The sequence below is a fragment of the Zhengella sp. genome, assembly GCF_041397485.1.
In the GTDB taxonomy this organism is placed as follows: Bacteria; Pseudomonadota; Alphaproteobacteria; order Rhizobiales; family Rhizobiaceae; genus Zhengella.
Genome location: NZ_JAWKWO010000002.1, coordinates 172,158 through 188,378 on the forward strand (window position 1 = coordinate 172,158; position 16,221 = coordinate 188,378).

Here is a 16,221-nt window from a genome sequence, read left to right on the forward strand (position 1 = left end):
CTCAGGCCGCCCGCGTTGCTTCGCGGCTGGCGAATTGCGGATCGGCGCGTGAGAGCAGCTTGTGCAGGTGTACCATCATGGCGGCGGCAAACAGCGGCGTCATCAGGTTGAGCACCGGCACGGCCAGGAATGCGGCGATGACCAGACCGGCCATGAACACGGTCGTGGAATGCTTGCGCCGGAACAGTTTTGCCTCGGCTTCCGGGCGGAAGCGCATGGCGGCGAATTCGAAGAATTCCCGTCCGAGCAGATAGCCATTGACGAGGAAAAAGGCGATCACGTTGACGCCTGGCACCAGCAGCAGCAGCAGCGCCACGATATTGCCCGCGATGACGACGCCAAGGAACTTGGCCGACAGGATGATGCCGCGGACCACCGGCACCGCCTCGCCGGGCCTGTCGGCGGGATAGTCCTCGCGCTCCACCACCTCGGCGACATCGTCCAGGAAAATGCCGGCGATGATGGCGGTCACCGGGGCGATCAGCAGCGCCAGTCCCAGCGCCAGTCCGAGTCCGGCAAACAGCGCCGCCACGAAACCGATCCAGCCTGCCCAGGACGGCAGGCCCGGCATCAGCGTGTCGAGCCAGGGCAGGGCCAGCCATTCGAAAACCCCTTTCAGTCCGAACCAGGTGGCGATCAGCAGCAGCACGGTCAGCCCGATCGACTTGAACAGCACCGAGCGGAACTCCGGTGTGAACAGGCGGCTGGCAGCGAGCCGGGCGGCGTCGAGTATCATCATCGTCTCCATGTCGGACAGAGTGTCACATGGGCATTGCCCGCGGGTGCTGCAAGTCCGGTTTCTCTTGCAATGCAGCATCCATGCGCTAGACAGTTCCCGACAAAGGCACGGCTGCCAGCGGCCGAAAGGGGGAAGGTGTTCCATGAGCCAGTTTGACGTTCTGTGCATCGGCAATGCGATTGTCGACATCATTGCGCGCTGCGAGGACGATTTCCTGGTCGCCAACGGCATCCACAAGGGCGCCATGAACCTGATCGACGCGGAGCGCGCCGAGGCGCTTTATGCCGCCATGGGGCCGGCGGTCGAAATGTCGGGCGGCAGTGCCGGCAACACGGCGGCAGGCATCGCGTCGCTGGGCGGCAGCGCCGCCTATTTCGGCAAGGTCTCCAATGACAGCCTCGGCCGTATCTTCGCCCATGACATCCGTGCCCAGGGCGTCGCCTTCGACACCCGCCCCCTGACCGGCAACCCGCCCACGGCCCGCTCGATGATCTTCGTGACGCCCGATGGCGAGCGCTCGATGAACACCTATCTCGGCGCCTGTGTGGAACTGGGGCCGGAAGACGTGGAGGAAGACAAGGCAAAGGGCGCGAAGGTCACCTATTTCGAAGGCTACCTGTGGGATCCCCCGCGCGCAAAGGAGGCGATTCGCCAAACGGCGGCCCTGGCCCATTCCGCCGGCCGCGAAGTGTCCATGACCCTGTCGGACCCCTTCTGTGTCGACCGCTACCGCGAGGAATTCCTGGATCTGATGCGCTCGGGCACGGTCGATATCGTCTTTGCCAATGAGCATGAGGTGAAGTCGCTCTACCAGACGGCCGATTTCGACACCGCGGTGGCCGCCCTGCGCGCCGATTGCCGCCTGGCTGCGGTGACGCGCTCGGAAAAGGGCTCGCTGATCCTCAAGGGTGAAGAAACCGTGACCGTCGAGCCGCTTCGCGTGGACGAGGTCACCGATACCACCGGCGCAGGCGATCTCTACGCCGCCGGTTTTCTCCATGGCTACACGGCGGGCCTGCCGCTTTCCATTTGCGGCGAACTGGGGTCGCTGGCCGCAGGCATCGTCATCCAGCAGATCGGGCCGCGTCCGCAGGTGAACCTGCGGGAAAAGGCGCATCAGCACGGGTTGATCTGAAAGGGTGGCCGGTTGCCGGTTCAGCGCTCGTCGCTTCCGCTGTCGTCCCGCAACACGCCTTCGCGCTTCAACTCCGCTTCCGAGCGGCCCGGCCTTGGGCGGTAGCCGGGAATGCGCCAGCCGAAGATGAGCGCGCCGCCGCGCACCGCCAGCGCAGTGGTGAAGCCGCAGCCTGCCGACAGCCAGACCGGCGCTCCGGAAAGGCCGAGCGCCGTGAAGACGGCCGCGCCCGCCATGGCGGCAGTCACATAGATTTCCGGGCGCATCAGAACCGACGGTTCGCCGGCCAAAGTGTCGCGCGCCACACCGCCGAACGTGGCGGTCAGCATGCCGGTGACGATGGCAATGGTTGCCGATCCGGTCGCCGCCAGGCCCTTGGCCGCGCCCATCACGCCGTAGGCGGCAAGGCCCACGGCATCCAGCCACAGCAGCCAGCGATACCGGCTTTCCACCAGATGGGCGGTGAAATAGACGACGACCGCGATGGCCGCGCATGTGAGGATGTAGGACGGATCGCGCACCCAGAAGACCGGTGCCTGGCCGAGGATCAGGTCGCGCAGCGTGCCGCCGCCGATGCCGGTGACGACGGCGAAGAACAGGAAGCCGATCATGTCGAGTTGCCGGCGCGAGGCCGCCAGCGCGCCCGTGGCTGCAAACACCGCCACGCCGGCGAGATCGAGAAGGGTCAGGGCGTTCATGCTGCAAGGCTTGCCATGGGCATGGCGCCCGCTCAACGAAAAAAGCGGCCTAGACGGCGGGCTTCGCCTTTGTCCGCCGCCTTGGTGCAGCGATAGACCCCAAATCGCGCACGGCGCTTGTGCATGCACCGGGACTTGCGCCACGCATTCTTCCGGCATAGCCATGTCCGGCTGATATTTGCGGGAGGACATGGAATGCAGCGGCTTGCCGATCTGACGCTGGAAACGATCACGGTCGATGTGGACGACGCCGGTATTGCCACGGTGCGGCTGAACCGGCCGGACAAGCGCAATGCGCTGGACCTCTCGACCATCGAGCAGTTCGTCTCCATCTTCAATGCCTTGCCGCGCGAGGGTGTGCGTGCCGTGGTGTTGTGCGCCTCCGGCGACCATTTCTCCGCCGGCCTCGACCTGGTCGAGCATCACCGGCAGGACCGCACGGCCGCCGACTTCATGCATGTGTGCCTGCGCTGGCATGAGGCCTTCAACAAGATCGAGTATTCCGGCATCCCGGTCATTGCGGCGCTGAAGGGCGCGGTTGTGGGCGGCGGGCTGGAACTGGCCTCCTCCGCGCATATCCGCGTGGCGGATCCGTCCACCTATTTTGCACTGCCGGAGGGCCAGCGTGGCCTGTTCACGGGCGGGGGCGCGACGATTCGCGTCGCCGGCCTCGTCGGCAAGGCCCGGATGATCGACATGATGCTGACCGGACGAATCTACAAGGACCGGGAAGCGGTGGACGTCGGCCTGGCGCAGTATCTGGTCGAGGACAGCGAGGCGCGCGCCTTCGAGATCGCGCGGCGGGCTGCGGAAAATCCGCCCCTGTCCAATTTCGCCATCTGCTCTGCCATCTCGCACATGCAGAACATGTCGCCGCTCGACGCCTCCTATGCCGAATCGGTGGTCGCCGGCATCGTCAACACGCAGCCGGCGTCGAAGGAACGGCTGGAAGCCTTCGCCAACAAGACCGGCCCGCGCGTCAAGCCGCAGTGAGCCAGCCATGACGATGCGCATCGCCACCCAGCCATCGCCGCCGCAGGCCTCCGTGTTCCGGGCCGCGCTGTGGATGGGCGGCTGGCTGGCGCTGATGCTGACCATGGCCGTCGCCGGACGCGAGACGGCAAGCCGGCTGGACGTCTTCCAGGTCATGGAACTGCGCGCCTTCATCGGCTTTGCGCTGCTGCAGCCGCTGGTGATGAAGGCCGGCGGCTGGCGCGCCATGCGTTCCTCAAGGCCCCTGCGCCACCTGTCGCGCAACATGGTCCACTATGCCGCGCAATATGCCTGGTTGCTGGCGGTCACGCTGATCCCGCTGGCGCAGGTCATCTCCATCGAATTCACCATGCCGATCTGGACCGCGGTCCTGGCCTATTTCTTCCTCGGCGAAAGCATGAACCGCTTCAAGGCCGCCGCCATCGCGCTGGGGCTTGTCGGCGTGGTCATGATCGTACGCCCCGTCACGGGCGATGTCAGCCTCGGCCAGTTCGTTTCATTGTCCGCCGCGGTCGGCTTCGCCATCTCGGTGGTGCTGGTCAAGTCGCTGACGCGCACCGACAGCCCGGTGGCCATCATCTTCTGGATGCTCATCATCCAGGCCGCCATCGGCCTCGTTCCATCCTTCCTCGTCTGGCAGCCGGTGCCGGCCGATCTCTGGCCATGGATCGTGCTGGTCGCCTTCTGCGGCACGTTTTCCCATTTCTGCATGGCAAAGGCGATGACCCATGCCGACGCCACCGTGGTGGTGCCGATGGATTTCCTGCGCGTTCCCCTCACCGCGCTGGTCGGCTGGCTGGTCTATGCCGAACTGATCGATGTCTGGACCGTGGCAGGGGCGGCGCTGATTCTGACCGGCAACCTGCTGAACCTGAAGAAACCGGCGCCAAACGGCTGAAAACGCCCTTGCGCCGGGGTGGTGCGGTTGCATCGCCGGGCTCGTCATGCAAGATTCGGACGAACACCTTGCGCCAAGCGGCGTTGACCCAAACCCGCGCAATGCTGACTGGTCGTTCCCCTGTGTTCTGGCTTTCAGTTTTGCCAGACCACGAAGGAGACACCCACGTGACCACGGCGAAGAACGGCGATACCGTCAAGATCCACTATACCGGCACGCTTTCCGACGGCACGAAATTCGACAGTTCCGACGGCCGCGATCCGCTGAGCTTCCAGCTTGGCGCCGGGCAGATCATTCCGGGACTGGAAAAGGAAATCGCCGGCATGGCTGTGGGCGACCAGAAGACGGTGACGGTTGCCGCCGCCGACGCCTATGGTCAGCGGGACCCGCAGCAGGTGCAGCAGGTGCCTCGCAATGCCCTGCCGCCGGATCTCGAACCGCAGGTCGGCATGCAGCTCCAGGCCCAGACGCCGAATGGCGTGCCGGTTCAGCTCATTGTCATCGAGGTCGCCGAAGATACCATCACGGTCGATGCCAACCATCCGCTGGCCGGCCATGACCTGACCTTCGCCGTGGAGATGGTCGAGATCGGCTAGGCCGGTTCGTCAGCTTTCCCGATCGCAGGCTCAGCCTGCGATCCGCCGCCACGAGAAACCGCCGGCCGGGCGCGCAGCGCGCGCCGCCGGTTGGTAATGGGCGGCGAAAGCATCCGCATTGCCCGTTTCCAGGCGGGCAATCGCCACGGGGTGCGAGACTTCCAGTTCATCAAATCCCGTGCGCAGCATGTGGGCCAACTGGTCCGGCAGCACATCGCCCGACGCTCGCAGCGCGCCGGAAAACCCGTGCCGCGAGCGCAGCAGCGCTGCCTTCGAATAGGAGCGCCCGTCATTGAAGGCCGGGAAGGCCAGCACGATGAGCTCCAACCCATCCAGATGCGGCAGCAGCGGCTCCAGGTGCTCGCCCGGCTGAAGCTCCACGGCCAGGCAGCCGGCGCGCCTGCCGCGCGCTCTGCCGTCGAGCGCAAGAAAGGCTGCGAGCGGCAGGATCAGGCGCGCGTTGTCCGTGCGATCCTCCACGCCGTCGGCGCGCATCCAGGCATCCTCGGCAAAACCGCTTGTCCGGGTCCACAGGCGCGGACCGCCATTGTCATTGGTATCAGGCATGGTCTCGCTCACAACTTGGACGACGAAAGGGATTGTTCAAGCCCGTCGAGGTGAATGCCGCACTCGGTCTTCGACTGGCCGGCCCACCGCCCGGCGCGCGCCTCCTCGCCCGGCTGGACGGGCCTTGTGCAGGGAAAGCAACCAATGGACAGGTATCCGAAGGCGACGAGCGGATTCTCCCGCAGGCGGTGGCGCTCGGCATAGGCGCGGATCGCATCGGCATCCATATGCGCGAGCGGATTGATGCGGATGCGCCCGCCGACGGCCTCGAACACCGCAAGCGCGGCCCGCGTCTGCGCCTGGAAGCGCTTGCGCCCGGTGAACCAGGCCTCGTAGGGCGCCACCGCGCGGGCCATTGGTTCCACCTTGCGGATCGCGCAGCAGGCCTCGGTATCGCGTCCATGCAGGTCATTTGCCGGGTCGCGCAGCGCAAGCTGGCTGGCATTGGGGTGGATGACCTGCAGGTTGGTCAGTCCGAGATCGGCCGCGAGGTCATCGCGGTAGCCGATGGTCTCGCCGAAGTGATGTCCGGTGTCGAGAAAGGCGACGGGCAGGTCCGGCTTCGCCTTTGCGATCATGTGCAGCAGCACCGCGGAATCCGCGCCGAAGGACGAAACCGCGGTCACCGTGTCCGGAAACAGGGTGCGGGCCGCGATCTCGACAATCAGCGCCGGCGGCAAGTCCGCGTAGCGCGCCTCGTAGTCGGCGGCGCGAGCCGCCACATCTGCATGGGCGTCAGGCTGCCTTTGCTTCGTCAGCATAGAGCGCCTCCTTGAAGGGTGCCGGTCCGACGCGCCGGTAGACCGCGAGGAAGGTCTCTTCCTTTCCGGCGCGCAGGGACAGGTAGGTGTCGATGATGGTTTCGATGGCGCCCGTGATCCGGTCCGGCTCGAAGCCGCGGCCGATGATCTCGCCGATGGAGGCGTCCTCGGCGCCGGAGCCGCCAAGCGTGACCTGGTAAAGCTCCGCGCCCTTCTTCTCGACGCCCAGGATGCCGATATGGCCGACATGATGATGACCGCAGGCGTTGATGCAGCCGGAGATCTTGATCTTCAGATCGCCGATCTCCTCCTGCCGCGCGGCCAGGCGCGTGGAGATTTCCTGCGCCACCGGAATGGAACGGGCATTGGCGAGCGCGCAGTAATCGAGCCCGGGGCAGGCGATGATGTCGGTGACGAGGCCGGCATTGGCCGTGGCCAGTTCCGCCTCCACCAGCCGGTCATAGACCGCCTTGAGGTCGGCGCGCGCCACATGGGGCAGAACGAGGTTCTGCTCGTGGCTGACACGAATTTCGCCGAAGGCGTAGGCTTCCGCGATATCGGCGACCGCGTCCATCTGCGAGGCCGACGCATCGCCCGGCACCTCGCCAATGCCCTTCAGCGAAATCGTCACGACGGCATGATCGGGATGGCGGTGCGGCGTCACGTTGCGGCGCAGCCAGGCGGCGAAGCCGGGGTCGGCCTGCCTGGCGGCGATCTCGGCCACCACGCCTTCCGCGCGATCGGCCAGCGGGGGCGGCGCGAAATAGGCGGCGATGGCGTCGATATCGCTCTGCGGCAAGGTCAGGTCGCCATCCTTCAGCGCTGCCCATTCGGCTTCCACCTGGGCGGCGAACGCTTCCGTTCCGGTCTCGTGAACGAGGATCTTGATGCGCGCCTTGTACTTGTTGTCGCGCCGGCCATGCAGGTTGTAGACGCGCAGGATCGCGGTGACATAGGACAGGAGATGCGCCTCGGGCAGGAAATCACGGATCTTCTTCGCCAGCATGGGCGTGCGCCCCTGGCCGCCACCCACCCAGACGGTAAAGCCCAGGCCGCCTTCCGCGTCCCGCTTCAGGTGCAGGCCGATGTCGTGGGTCTGGATGGCCGCGCGGTCGGCGTCGGCGCCGGTCACAGCGATCTTGAACTTGCGCGGCAGATAGGAAAATTCCGGGTGAACCGTCGACCATTGCCGGAGGATCTCGGCATGGGGGCGCGGGTCGGCCACCTCGTCGGCGGCAGCGCCGGCGAAATGGTCGGCGGTGACATTGCGAATGCAATTGCCCGAGGTCTGGATGGCGTGCATCTCCACCTCGGCAAGCTCTTCCAGGATCTTCGGCGTGTCGGCCAGTGCCGGCCAGTTGAACTGGATGTTCTGGCGCGTGGTGAAATGGCCGAAGCCGCGATCATAGGTGCGCGCGATATGGGCCAGCTTGCGCATCTGGCGCGATGACAGTGTGCCATAGGGAATGGCGACGCGCAGCATGTAGGCGTGCAGTTGCAGGTAGACGCCGTTCATCAGCCGGAGCGGCTTGAACTGGTCCTCGGTGATGGCGCCATCAAGGCGGCGGCGCACCTGATCGGTGAATTCGGCGACACGCGCCTTCACGAAGGCGTGGTCGAACTCGTCATAGCGATACATGGCTCGAAGTCCCGTTCCTGTTTCCGGCAGCCTGTCAGGCCGCGCGGCGGGTGGGCGATTGGGGTGTGTCGGCCTTCACGGCAATGGTGGGGCCGGCAGCACGGATACGCTCGCGCAGGCGCCGCGGCACGATGCAGCCATCGGTGAGGTCGACATCGATCAGGTTCACGTCCACGACCTCGTTCTTGAGAAAGGCGGCATGTGCTGCGCGCGTCAGTTTCTCTTCGCAAAGGCTGTCCCGGGCGAGTTCCGCGTCGGCGATGTCGGCCGACCAGGAATGGTCTGCCCGCAGCCAGACGGCAATTCCGTCGGAGAGGCGGTTGGCGGTCAGGATCTTCATGCGGACACTTCCTCTGAAAGGGCAATTGCATTTCGGGCGTGCTTGGCGAGCGGCTGTGAGCGGCAGAAATCCGCGCCGGCGACCGCCTCGCCGATGATGGTCATGACCGGACCGGTCAGTTCGGTGCGCCTTTCCAGCGCCGGGAGGTCGGCGAGCGTGCCATGGAAAAGCCGGGCGTTGGCATGGCTGGCGTTTTCGACCACGGCAACGGGCGTTTCCGCCGGCAGACCGGCCTGCATCAGCCTGGTGGCCACGCTGGCGGCGATCGTGCGGCCCATGTAGACGGCGACCGTGGAACCGGCGACGGCCAGACGCGCCCAGTCGGGCAGGGCCTCGCCCTTGAGGTCATGGCCGGTGGTGAAGACCAGCGAGGAGGCCACGCCGCGCAACGTGAGCGGCAAAGCGAAATCGGCCGCGGCGGCGAAGGCTGCGGTGACGCCGGGCACGACGTCATGCGCGATGCCCGCCGCACGCAGTGCCGAAAGTTCCTCACCGGCCCGGCCGAAGATCAGCGGATCGCCGCATTTCAGGCGCACGATCCGCTTGCCGGCACGGGCAAGGCTGACAAGAAGCGCGTTGATCTCATCCTGCGATTTCGAGTGGCAGCCCTTGCGCTTGCCGGCGGCGATGCGCGCAATGCCGTGTGGCACCAGTTCGAGCACCTCTGAGGGAACGAGCGCATCGTGAACGACGATATCGGCGGCCGCGATCAGGCGCATGGCACGCAGGGTCAGCAGGTCGGCAGCGCCCGGACCTGCGCCGACAAGCGCCACATGGCCGGTTTCGGGAACCTGCGATGGTGCAATTGTGTTGGCAGTCATGGATATCATCCTTTTCAATGATCCCGATTGTCGGGGAAAGGACCGCGCAGATGAAGGAACAGCGCCATCGCGGCGCACAGACCGCGCAAATCGCTTTTGCGCGGCGGCAGGGTGCGACAGAAAATCATTCCGGAACCGCTGGCTAAGCCGCAGGTGCCATGCATAAATCAGCAACCGCTGAAATTAATGAACGCTACAGGAGGAAGACATGACTGCACCCAAGATCGGGCATGGCGACCTGGTGGTCGTGGCCGATGGCGAAAAGGCCCTGTTTCTCGTCAATGACGGGGATGAGGCATTTCCGTTTCTCAAGGTGAAGCGCGAGGTAACCCAGGAGAACCCGCCGACCCGTGAACAGGGCGCGAACCGCCCCGGACGCCTGCACGATGCCGGCCCGCAGCACCGCAGCGCGGTCGAGGACACCGACTGGCACCGGCTGGAGAAGGAGCGCTTTGCCAAGGACATTGCCGACCGGCTCTACAAGATGGCGCATCGCGGCGACTACACGCGGTTGTTCGTCATAGCGGCACCGATGATCCTTGGGGAAATGCGCAAGGAATATCACAAGGAGGTGCGCGACCGGCTTGCCGGCGAGATCGACAAGGACCTGACCAATCACCCGGTTGACGCGATCGAAAAGCACTTTCACCATCAGGACTGACCCGACCGGGGCAAACAGGGATGGAATGCGGAAAGAAGTCATGTTTCGACTGTTGACAGTGCTTGCCATGCTGCTGGCCGCCGGCGTGATGCCGGCTGCGGCGGCAGACCTCTCGATTCTCAGGCAGGGCGGGGTGGTGGCGCTGATGCGTCATGCCACGGCGCCGGGAACCGGCGATCCGTTCGGCCTTGTCATTGGCGATTGTTCCACCCAGCGCAACCTTTCCGACGAAGGCCGCGCGCAGGCCCGCGAAACAGGGCGGCGCTTGCGTGAAGCGGGCGTGGAATTTTCACGCGTCGGCACGTCGCAATGGTGCCGGACGCGCGAGACGGCGCAATTGCTCGATCTCGGCCCGGTCGAGGACATGCCCTCGCTCAATTCCTTCTTCTCCGAACCGAAGCGGGCCGAGCAGCAAACACGGGAAACCATCGAGGCCGTCAAGGCCATGGCGCTGGACAAGCCGGCCATGCTGGTGACGCATCAGGTCAACATCACCGCACTGACCGGTGTCATTCCGCGCTCCGGCGAGATCGTGGTGGCCAGGCCCGATGGCGATGATGCACTGGAGGTGGTGGGCAAGATCCCGCCGCCCTGAGCGGTCAATCGGCGAGGAATTCGCGCAGCAGGGAAATCTCGCTGTCGCTGGCCAGTGTCGGCGCATGGCCGACATTGTTGAATTCCACCAGTTCCGGCTGCGGACCGCGCCGCGTCATCTCTTCGGCGACCGCGCGCGGCAGGACATCGGACGTTTCGCCCCGCAGCAACAGCGTCCTGGCGGACACCGCGTCATAGGAGGGCCAGCAATCCAGGTCGCCCTTGTGCAGGGTGAATTGCGTGACGATGTGCGGATCGTAATGCACGGTCACCTTGCCGGAATCGGTGCGGCGGCTGGATGTGTCGGCCATGCGGCGCCAGAAGGCGGCGGTGTTCTCCCCGAACGGCGCGTAGTTGGTGCGCAGCCAGTCCTCCAGTTCGGCCACCGTGTCGAAGACCGGCGGCGCGCCGACATAGGCGGCAATGCGCCCCGAGGCGGCCTCCGGTATGGCCGGTCCGATATCGTTGATAACGAGATGCGTGATCCGCCCCTTGAGGCGGCCGCCCGCCAGCGTCACGCCGATCAGGCCACCCATCGAGGTGCCGACCCAGCGGGTTTCGCCGATGCCGTAATTGTCCAGGATGGCGACGGCATGGTCGCCGAAGGCGGCATAGGAATAGTCGACCGCCTCGTCATGCGCCCATGATGACAGGCCGCGTCCCAATGTGTCGGGGCAGACGACGAAATAGCGGTCCGAGAGGGCGGCGGCGGCTTCATCGAAATCGCGGCCGGTCCGCGCCAGGCCATGCCACATGACCAGCGGCGGACTGGCCGGGTCGCCCCATTCGGTGACATGGAGTTCATGCGCGCCGCAACGGATATAGGACGAGCGGGGAACGGGTGAAACCGGCATCAGTGGCCTCCCTTCTTCATGAGCGTGCCAGCGATTCCGGCGGGGAAGAAATAGACGAGCAGGATGAACAGGATGCCGAGCCAGAGCAGCCAGCGGTCCGGATCGACGAGATGGGGGACGAGCGGCAGGCTGGCGGTCGCTTCCGCGGCGCTTGCCATGACATCCTTGAGATAGAACTGCGCCAGCGTCATGATGACCACGCCGATGACCGCGCCGACCATGGTGCCCATGCCGCCGATGACGACCATGAGCAGGATGTCGATCATGATGGCGAAGGAAAGGGTGGATTCCGGCCCCGTATATTTCAGCCAGACCGCCCAGACCACGCCGGCCAGCGCCGCGATCACGGCCGCGATGACGAAGACCGCCGTGCGATAGGCCACGACCCGGTAGCCGATGGCCTCGGCGCGCAATTCGTTCTCGCGGATTGCCTCCAGAACGGTGCCGAGTGGCGAACGCACGATGCGCACAAGCGCGTAGAACAGCACGAGGCAGGTGAGGAAAACGAAGTAGTAGGCGGCGATCTTGCCGTTCATGGAGACGCCCGCGATTTTGAGCACCTTGCCGTTGTCGTCGGTGAGCAGCCTGGTGGCGGGCGAGAAGATCTTCGGGGCGGAATAGACGATGCCGTCCTCGCCGCCGGTGAAATCGGACAGTTGCGAGGCGAGCACCATCATCACCGACGCTGCGGCCAGCGTGACCATGGCGAAGAAGATGGCCTTGACGCGCAGGCTGAGCACGCCGATGGCCACGGCCAGCAGCGCGGCCAGCGCCACGCCCGCCGCACCGCCCAGGAAAATGGCGTCGAAGCCCGCACCCATGGATTTCAGCGCCATGGCCGCGCCATAGGCGCCAAGGCCGAAGAACATGGTGTGGGCGAAGGAGACGATGCCGGTATAGCCGATCAGCAGGTCGTAGCTGGCGGCCAGAACGATGAAGACGCAGATGCGCGCCGCCACCTGCTGTGCCCGCACATCCGGAAACAGGAAGGGCGCGAAGGCGAGGCAGAAGGCGATCAGGGCCGCCGCGGACCAGACGATGATGCGGCCATTGCGCACGGCGCGGGCATGGGATGCGGCGGAGGCGGAAAGGGTGGCGGCGGTGGCGGTTGTCATTGCGTCCTCCTTACGGCTTGACGGCCGGGCGCAGGCCCCAGGGCCGCCAGAGCAGGACAGCCATCATCAGCAGCATGTTCGACGCCAGCGACAGTTTCGGAAACAGGAAGGCGACGTAATTGCCGAGCAGGCCGACGAGCAGCGCGCCCAGCAGCGAGCCCTCGATGGAGCCCAGCCCGCCGATGATGACGACGATGAAGACGAGGATCATCATCTCCGCGCCCAGCGTGCCGGAGATGAGGCCCTGATAGCCCGCCCACATCGCCCCGCCCATGGCGGCCAGCGCCGAACCGGCCATGAAGACGCCAACGAAGATCCGGTCGATGCGGAAGCCGAGCGCCTCCACCATTTCGCGATTTTCGACCCCGGCGCGGATGAGCAGGCCGATACGCGTCCGGTTGAGAACGAGGTAGAGCGCCACGAAGGCGACGAGGCCGAGCAGGCAGGCGAAGATGCGATAGGTCTCGATGGCGACATCGCCGATGATGACCGAGCCTTCGAGAATGGCCGGGCGCGGCACCGGAATGGGCGCGCCGCCCCAGATGGCGAGAATCAGTTGTTCGGCCACGATCAGCGCGCCGATGGTGATGAGAATCTGGCGCAGGTGGTCGCGATAGACCGGCTTGACGATGACGCGCTCGAAGAACCAGCCGGCGGCAAGGCCGAACAGGGCAGCGGCGGCAATGGCTGCAAAGAGCGCCAGCAGGTTGAGCACGGCAGAGTCCGCACCGACCCATGCGGCCAGGCCGGCCAGGACGCTGGCGGCGATGAAGGCGCCAAAGGAGATGAAGGCCGAGTGGCCGAAGTTCAACACGTCCATCAGCCCGAAGACGAGGCTCAGGCCCGAGGCCATGAGAAAGATCATCATGCCCATGGCCAGCCCCGCCACCGTCAGCGTCACCCAGGACGAGACCGAGCCGATCAGCGGCAGGGCGAGGACCATGAGGACCAGCGGCAGGAGGTTGACGCCGCCGAAACGGTTGATGACATCCGAAGCGTTCATGTCGCGGTTCCCCTACTGGTGCGCGTCGAGCGACAGGCTCAGCAGCTTCGTCTGAAGCGCCTTGTCGGCAACGAGGTCGGCCATGGCGCCGGAATGGACGATGCGCCCGTCGTCGATGACGGACACGCCGCTGCCCAGCGCCGAGGCGAACATGAAATTCTGCTCGACGAGGAGAATGGTCGTGTCGGCCGCCACTTCGCGGAAGGCATCCACCATGGCGCGGATGATGGCCGGCGCGAGGCCCTTTGTCGGTTCGTCGATGAGGATCAGCTCGCGCGGCTCGATGATGGCGCGCGAGATGGCGAGCATCTGTTTCTGCCCGCCCGACAGCGCCCAGGCCGGCTTTTGCCAGAATGTTCGCATGGCGGGGAACAGGTCCTGGATCCATGCCAGCCGCCGGGCGTCGAACGTGCCGTCCCGCGCGGCAAGCCGCATGTTCTCCTCCACCGTCAGGCCGCCGAAAATGCCCATGTTCTCCGGAACGAAGGCGATGCCCAGGCGGGCGATGTCAGAGGTATGCAGACTTGTGATGTCCTGCCCGCGGAAACGGACAGCGCCGGCGCGCGCCTTCCACAGGCCCATGATGGTGCGCAGGGTCGTCGTCTTGCCCGCGCCATTGCGGCCAAGCAGGACATAGACGCCGCCCTCGGGCACGGCGAGATCGATGCCATGCAGGATCTGATACTGCGCGATGTCGGTATGCACGCCCTCCATCGAAAGCACGGGCGCGCTCATGCCGCGTCCTCCGCCGGAATGCCGAGGTAGATTTCGCGCACGATGGGCAGCGCGATCACCGCGTCGGGGGGGCCGTCGGCGACAAGCTCGCCATTGTGCAGGACGACGATCCGGTCGGCCAGCGCGCGTACCACGTCCATCTTGTGCTCCACCAGAAGGATGGTTTTCGTTTTGTCCTGCTTGATGTCGGCAATGAGTTCGAGAATCACGGGTGCTTCGTCGACGCTCATGCCGGCGGTCGGTTCGTCGAACATGAAGATGTCCGGCTCCATGGCCAGCAGAAGCGCCACTTCCAGCTTGCGCTGGTCGCCATGCGGCAGGGCGGCGGCGGGCATGTGCGCCACGCGCTCCAGCCGGGCGCTCGCAAGATGCCGTTCGGCCGTCTCGACCAGGTTGCGAAAGGCGGAGACCGGGCGGAACAGGCGCGGGCCGATGCCGTGGCGCGCCTGCACGGCCAGGCGGATGTTTTCCAGCACGGAAAGCTTGGGAAAGAGATTGGTCAACTGGAACGCGCGGCCCATGCCGGCCTTGGCGCGGGCCGAGGGCGAAAGCGCGGTGATGTCGCGGCCATCCTTGAGGATGGTGCCGGCCGACGGTTTCAACTGGCCAGACATGAGGTTGAACCATGTCGTCTTGCCGGCGCCGTTCGGGCCGACGATCACGGTCAGTTCGCCGGGTGTGAAGTCGCAGGTCACGGCATTGACGGCGACATGGCCGCCGAAGCGGATGGTCAGGTCGCGGGATTGAAGCGATGGCTTGGACATGACGCCAATGATCCGCCTTGTCTGTTGCGGTTGTCAGCGGGCGGGGCGCCGGCCGGCAGGCAGCCGGCGTCCCGTTTGCGTGGTTACTGGTTGTTGCGGCCGACGGGGATATCCATCTCGTCAGCGGTGATTTCGCGCACCAGTTCCGGGATGGCCCAGGCCACGTTGTCATCGACCCTGATCTTGAAGTGGTACATGGACTGGAGGGCCTGATGGTCTTCCGGACGGAAGGTCATGGACCCCTTGGGCGTTTCCCAGCTCATGCCTTCCATGGTGGAAATCAGCGTCTCCGTGTCCCATTCATCGGCCGTTTCCAGCGCCTTGGTGATGGCGAGCGCAGCCGCCATGCCGCCGGCGGTGAAGAAGTCCGGGGGCGAGCCGAAGCGCTTCTGGTGTTCGGCGACAAGCCAGTCGTTGATCTCGTTCTTCGGCAGTTCGTAGTAATAGTAGATGGCGCCTTCCATGCCCGGCACCTGCTTGTAGGAAGCCATGGCAGGCAGGATGTTGCCGCCGGTGGAAATCTCGATGCCGTAGCGGCCCGGATCGGCAGCCGTAATGGGCGTCATGGCGTCAATGCCGGCGACATAGATGACAATGACCTTGCGGCCGTCCTTGTCCTTGAGCGCGTTGAACATGCGCTCGATGGTGGCGGTGAAATCCGTGGTCTTGAGCGGCACGTATTCCTCGGCCACCACGGTGGCGCCGGTGCCTTCCAGCGCCTTCTTGAAGGCCGCGATGCCGTCCTTGCCGAAGGCGTAGTCCTGGGCGAGCGTGGCGACGAAGAGGTTGCCGTCCGGCTTGAGCGCCTTGGCCTGGGCCTGCATGTCCATGGACGAATTACGCGAGGTCTTGAAGACGTAGCGGTTGGAATCCGGTCCGGTGAGCGAATCGGCGACGGCCGGCTCAACGACGAGAATCTTCTCGTATTCGGCGGCCACCGGAAGCATGGCCGTGGTCACGCCGGAGGACGTGCCGCCGACCGCGATCAGCGCCTCGTCGTCGCCATAGGCCTCCGCCAGGGCAGAGCGGGCCACGTCTGGCTTGAACTGGGTGTCCTTCTCGATCACCTCGATCTTGCGGCCCTTGATTTCCATCGTGCCGTTGGTGGCGTATTCCAGGCCGAGCTGGAAACCGGTCGAGGTCTGCTTGGAAAAGGCCTCCAGCGGCGAGCCGGACAGGCCGTGGACCAGGGCGATCTTCACCGGGTCGCCATCCTGCGCGGTTGCGGAGCCAAGCCCGCCGGCGGCAAGCGCCGAGGCCATGGCCATTGCAGTCATCCATTTCTTCATGCGATGTCTCCTCCTGTCA

Annotated in this window: 18 protein-coding genes and 1 pseudogene; 6 read left to right on the plus strand and 13 right to left on the minus strand. The window is 65.4% G+C overall.

Annotation, left to right across the window (positions count from 1 at the left end; genetic code table 11):
* Position 1: 1 nt before the first annotated feature.
* Entirely contained in the window at positions 2-736 is a 735-nt protein-coding gene (locus tag R3D65_RS06810) for a sulfate transporter family protein (protein WP_371274466.1), read from the minus strand.
* Positions 737-881: 145 nt separating this feature from the next.
* Between R3D65_RS06810 and R3D65_RS06815 the strand changes: the two genes are divergently transcribed.
* Entirely contained in the window at positions 882-1,874 is a 993-nt protein-coding gene (locus R3D65_RS06815; protein ID WP_371274467.1) for an adenosine kinase, read from the plus strand.
* Between the two features lie 20 nt (positions 1,875-1,894).
* On the opposite strand, the gene R3D65_RS06820 is transcribed toward R3D65_RS06815, so the two are convergent.
* Positions 1,895-2,572 carry a trimeric intracellular cation channel family protein gene (locus R3D65_RS06820; RefSeq protein ID WP_371274468.1) on the minus strand — a complete coding sequence of 226 codons (678 nt, stop codon included), beginning with the start codon at positions 2,570-2,572 and terminating at the stop codon, positions 1,895-1,897.
* A gap of 195 nt (positions 2,573-2,767) precedes the next feature.
* Between R3D65_RS06820 and R3D65_RS06825 the strand changes: the two genes are divergently transcribed.
* The 3 genes from R3D65_RS06825 (at position 2,768) to R3D65_RS06835 (ending at position 5,059) form a co-directional block, all read left to right on the plus strand.
* Positions 2,768-3,565 (plus strand): crotonase/enoyl-CoA hydratase family protein, encoded by a 798-nt coding sequence (locus R3D65_RS06825; RefSeq protein WP_371274469.1) that lies wholly within the window; start codon positions 2,768-2,770, stop codon positions 3,563-3,565.
* A gap of 7 nt (positions 3,566-3,572) precedes the next feature.
* A complete protein-coding gene (locus R3D65_RS06830) occupies positions 3,573-4,463 on the plus strand; it encodes a DMT family transporter (RefSeq protein WP_371274470.1) in 891 nt (296 codons plus the stop codon).
* 167 nt (positions 4,464-4,630) lie between these two features.
* Entirely contained in the window at positions 4,631-5,059 is a 429-nt protein-coding gene (locus R3D65_RS06835; protein WP_371274471.1) for a peptidylprolyl isomerase, read from the plus strand.
* A 30-nt stretch (positions 5,060-5,089) separates the two neighbouring features.
* Here the strand turns inward: R3D65_RS06835 and R3D65_RS06840 are convergent, their stop codons facing one another.
* The 5 genes and pseudogenes from R3D65_RS06840 to cobA form a co-directional block, all read right to left on the minus strand.
* On the minus strand, positions 5,090-5,626 hold the full coding sequence (locus tag R3D65_RS06840) for a DUF934 domain-containing protein (protein ID WP_371274472.1): 537 nt from the start codon (positions 5,624-5,626) through the stop codon (positions 5,090-5,092).
* Positions 5,627-5,634: 8 nt separating this feature from the next.
* Entirely contained in the window at positions 5,635-6,387 is a 753-nt protein-coding gene (locus R3D65_RS06845) for a phosphoadenylyl-sulfate reductase (protein ID WP_371274473.1), read from the minus strand.
* A complete protein-coding gene (locus R3D65_RS06850) occupies positions 6,362-8,026 on the minus strand; it encodes a nitrite/sulfite reductase (RefSeq protein WP_371274474.1) in 1,665 nt (554 codons plus the stop codon). Before R3D65_RS06850 ends, R3D65_RS06845 begins: the two co-directional genes overlap by 26 nt.
* 34 nt (positions 8,027-8,060) lie before the next feature.
* Positions 8,061-8,366: a DUF2849 domain-containing protein gene (locus tag R3D65_RS06855; RefSeq protein WP_371274475.1), complete on the minus strand. Its 306-nt coding sequence runs from the start codon at positions 8,364-8,366 to the stop codon at positions 8,061-8,063.
* Positions 8,363-9,163: pseudogene (cobA, locus tag R3D65_RS06860) on the minus strand (uroporphyrinogen-III C-methyltransferase); the annotation flags it as partial. The gene R3D65_RS06855 and the pseudogene cobA, both read right to left, overlap by 4 nt.
* Positions 9,164-9,395: 232 nt before the next feature.
* On the opposite strand from cobA, the gene R3D65_RS06865 reads away from it, so the two are divergent.
* Both R3D65_RS06865 and R3D65_RS06870 read left to right on the plus strand, forming a co-directional pair.
* Entirely contained in the window at positions 9,396-9,848 is a 453-nt protein-coding gene (locus R3D65_RS06865; RefSeq protein ID WP_371274476.1) for a host attachment family protein, read from the plus strand.
* A 40-nt stretch (positions 9,849-9,888) separates the two neighbouring features.
* Positions 9,889-10,443 (plus strand): histidine phosphatase family protein, encoded by a 555-nt coding sequence (locus tag R3D65_RS06870; protein ID WP_371274477.1) that lies wholly within the window; start codon positions 9,889-9,891, stop codon positions 10,441-10,443.
* A 4-nt stretch (positions 10,444-10,447) separates the two neighbouring features.
* Here the strand turns inward: R3D65_RS06870 and R3D65_RS06875 are convergent, their stop codons facing one another.
* From R3D65_RS06875 to R3D65_RS06900, 6 genes are all read right to left on the minus strand, one after another.
* On the minus strand, positions 10,448-11,296 hold the full coding sequence (locus R3D65_RS06875; RefSeq protein ID WP_371274478.1) for an alpha/beta fold hydrolase: 849 nt from the start codon (positions 11,294-11,296) through the stop codon (positions 10,448-10,450).
* Positions 11,296-12,411, minus strand: a complete 1,116-nt coding sequence (locus tag R3D65_RS06880; protein WP_371274479.1) for a branched-chain amino acid ABC transporter permease — start codon at positions 12,409-12,411, stop codon at positions 11,296-11,298. Before R3D65_RS06880 ends, R3D65_RS06875 begins: the two co-directional genes overlap by 1 nt.
* 10 nt (positions 12,412-12,421) lie before the next feature.
* The gene (locus R3D65_RS06885) at positions 12,422-13,414 is read right to left on the minus strand and encodes a branched-chain amino acid ABC transporter permease (protein WP_371274480.1); all 993 of its coding nucleotides are present in this window, start codon (positions 13,412-13,414) and stop codon (positions 12,422-12,424) included.
* Between the two features lie 12 nt (positions 13,415-13,426).
* Positions 13,427-14,149, minus strand: a complete 723-nt coding sequence (locus tag R3D65_RS06890) for an ABC transporter ATP-binding protein (protein WP_371274481.1) — start codon at positions 14,147-14,149, stop codon at positions 13,427-13,429.
* Positions 14,146-14,913, minus strand: coding sequence for an ABC transporter ATP-binding protein (locus R3D65_RS06895; RefSeq protein WP_371274482.1), 768 nt, complete (start codon positions 14,911-14,913; stop codon positions 14,146-14,148). The genes R3D65_RS06890 and R3D65_RS06895 overlap by 4 nt, the downstream gene beginning before the upstream one ends.
* 83 nt (positions 14,914-14,996) lie before the next feature.
* Positions 14,997-16,202 (minus strand): substrate-binding domain-containing protein, encoded by a 1,206-nt coding sequence (locus R3D65_RS06900; protein WP_371274483.1) that lies wholly within the window; start codon positions 16,200-16,202, stop codon positions 14,997-14,999.
* Positions 16,203-16,221: the final 19 nt, after the last annotated feature.

Coding starts and splice junctions, on each gene's coding strand:
- R3D65_RS06810 (WP_371274466.1), bottom strand. CDS start 736: ATGATACTCGACGCCGCCCGGCTCGCTGCCAGCCGCCTGTTCACACCG.
- R3D65_RS06815 (WP_371274467.1), top strand. CDS start 882: ATGAGCCAGTTTGACGTTCTGTGCATCGGCAATGCGATTGTCGACATC.
- R3D65_RS06820 (WP_371274468.1), bottom strand. CDS start 2,572: ATGAACGCCCTGACCCTTCTCGATCTCGCCGGCGTGGCGGTGTTTGCA.
- R3D65_RS06825 (WP_371274469.1), top strand. CDS start 2,768: ATGCAGCGGCTTGCCGATCTGACGCTGGAAACGATCACGGTCGATGTG.
- R3D65_RS06830 (WP_371274470.1), top strand. CDS start 3,573: ATGACGATGCGCATCGCCACCCAGCCATCGCCGCCGCAGGCCTCCGTG.
- R3D65_RS06840 (WP_371274472.1), bottom strand. CDS start 5,626: ATGCCTGATACCAATGACAATGGCGGTCCGCGCCTGTGGACCCGGACA.
- R3D65_RS06845 (WP_371274473.1), bottom strand. CDS start 6,387: ATGCTGACGAAGCAAAGGCAGCCTGACGCCCATGCAGATGTGGCGGCT.
- R3D65_RS06850 (WP_371274474.1), bottom strand. CDS start 8,026: ATGTATCGCTATGACGAGTTCGACCACGCCTTCGTGAAGGCGCGTGTC.
- R3D65_RS06855 (WP_371274475.1), bottom strand. CDS start 8,366: ATGAAGATCCTGACCGCCAACCGCCTCTCCGACGGAATTGCCGTCTGG.
- R3D65_RS06865 (WP_371274476.1), top strand. CDS start 9,396: ATGACTGCACCCAAGATCGGGCATGGCGACCTGGTGGTCGTGGCCGAT.
- R3D65_RS06870 (WP_371274477.1), top strand. CDS start 9,889: ATGTTTCGACTGTTGACAGTGCTTGCCATGCTGCTGGCCGCCGGCGTG.
- R3D65_RS06875 (WP_371274478.1), bottom strand. CDS start 11,296: ATGCCGGTTTCACCCGTTCCCCGCTCGTCCTATATCCGTTGCGGCGCG.
- R3D65_RS06880 (WP_371274479.1), bottom strand. CDS start 12,411: ATGACAACCGCCACCGCCGCCACCCTTTCCGCCTCCGCCGCATCCCAT.
- R3D65_RS06885 (WP_371274480.1), bottom strand. CDS start 13,414: ATGAACGCTTCGGATGTCATCAACCGTTTCGGCGGCGTCAACCTCCTG.
- R3D65_RS06890 (WP_371274481.1), bottom strand. CDS start 14,149: ATGAGCGCGCCCGTGCTTTCGATGGAGGGCGTGCATACCGACATCGCG.
- R3D65_RS06895 (WP_371274482.1), bottom strand. CDS start 14,913: ATGTCCAAGCCATCGCTTCAATCCCGCGACCTGACCATCCGCTTCGGC.
- R3D65_RS06900 (WP_371274483.1), bottom strand. CDS start 16,202: ATGAAGAAATGGATGACTGCAATGGCCATGGCCTCGGCGCTTGCCGCC.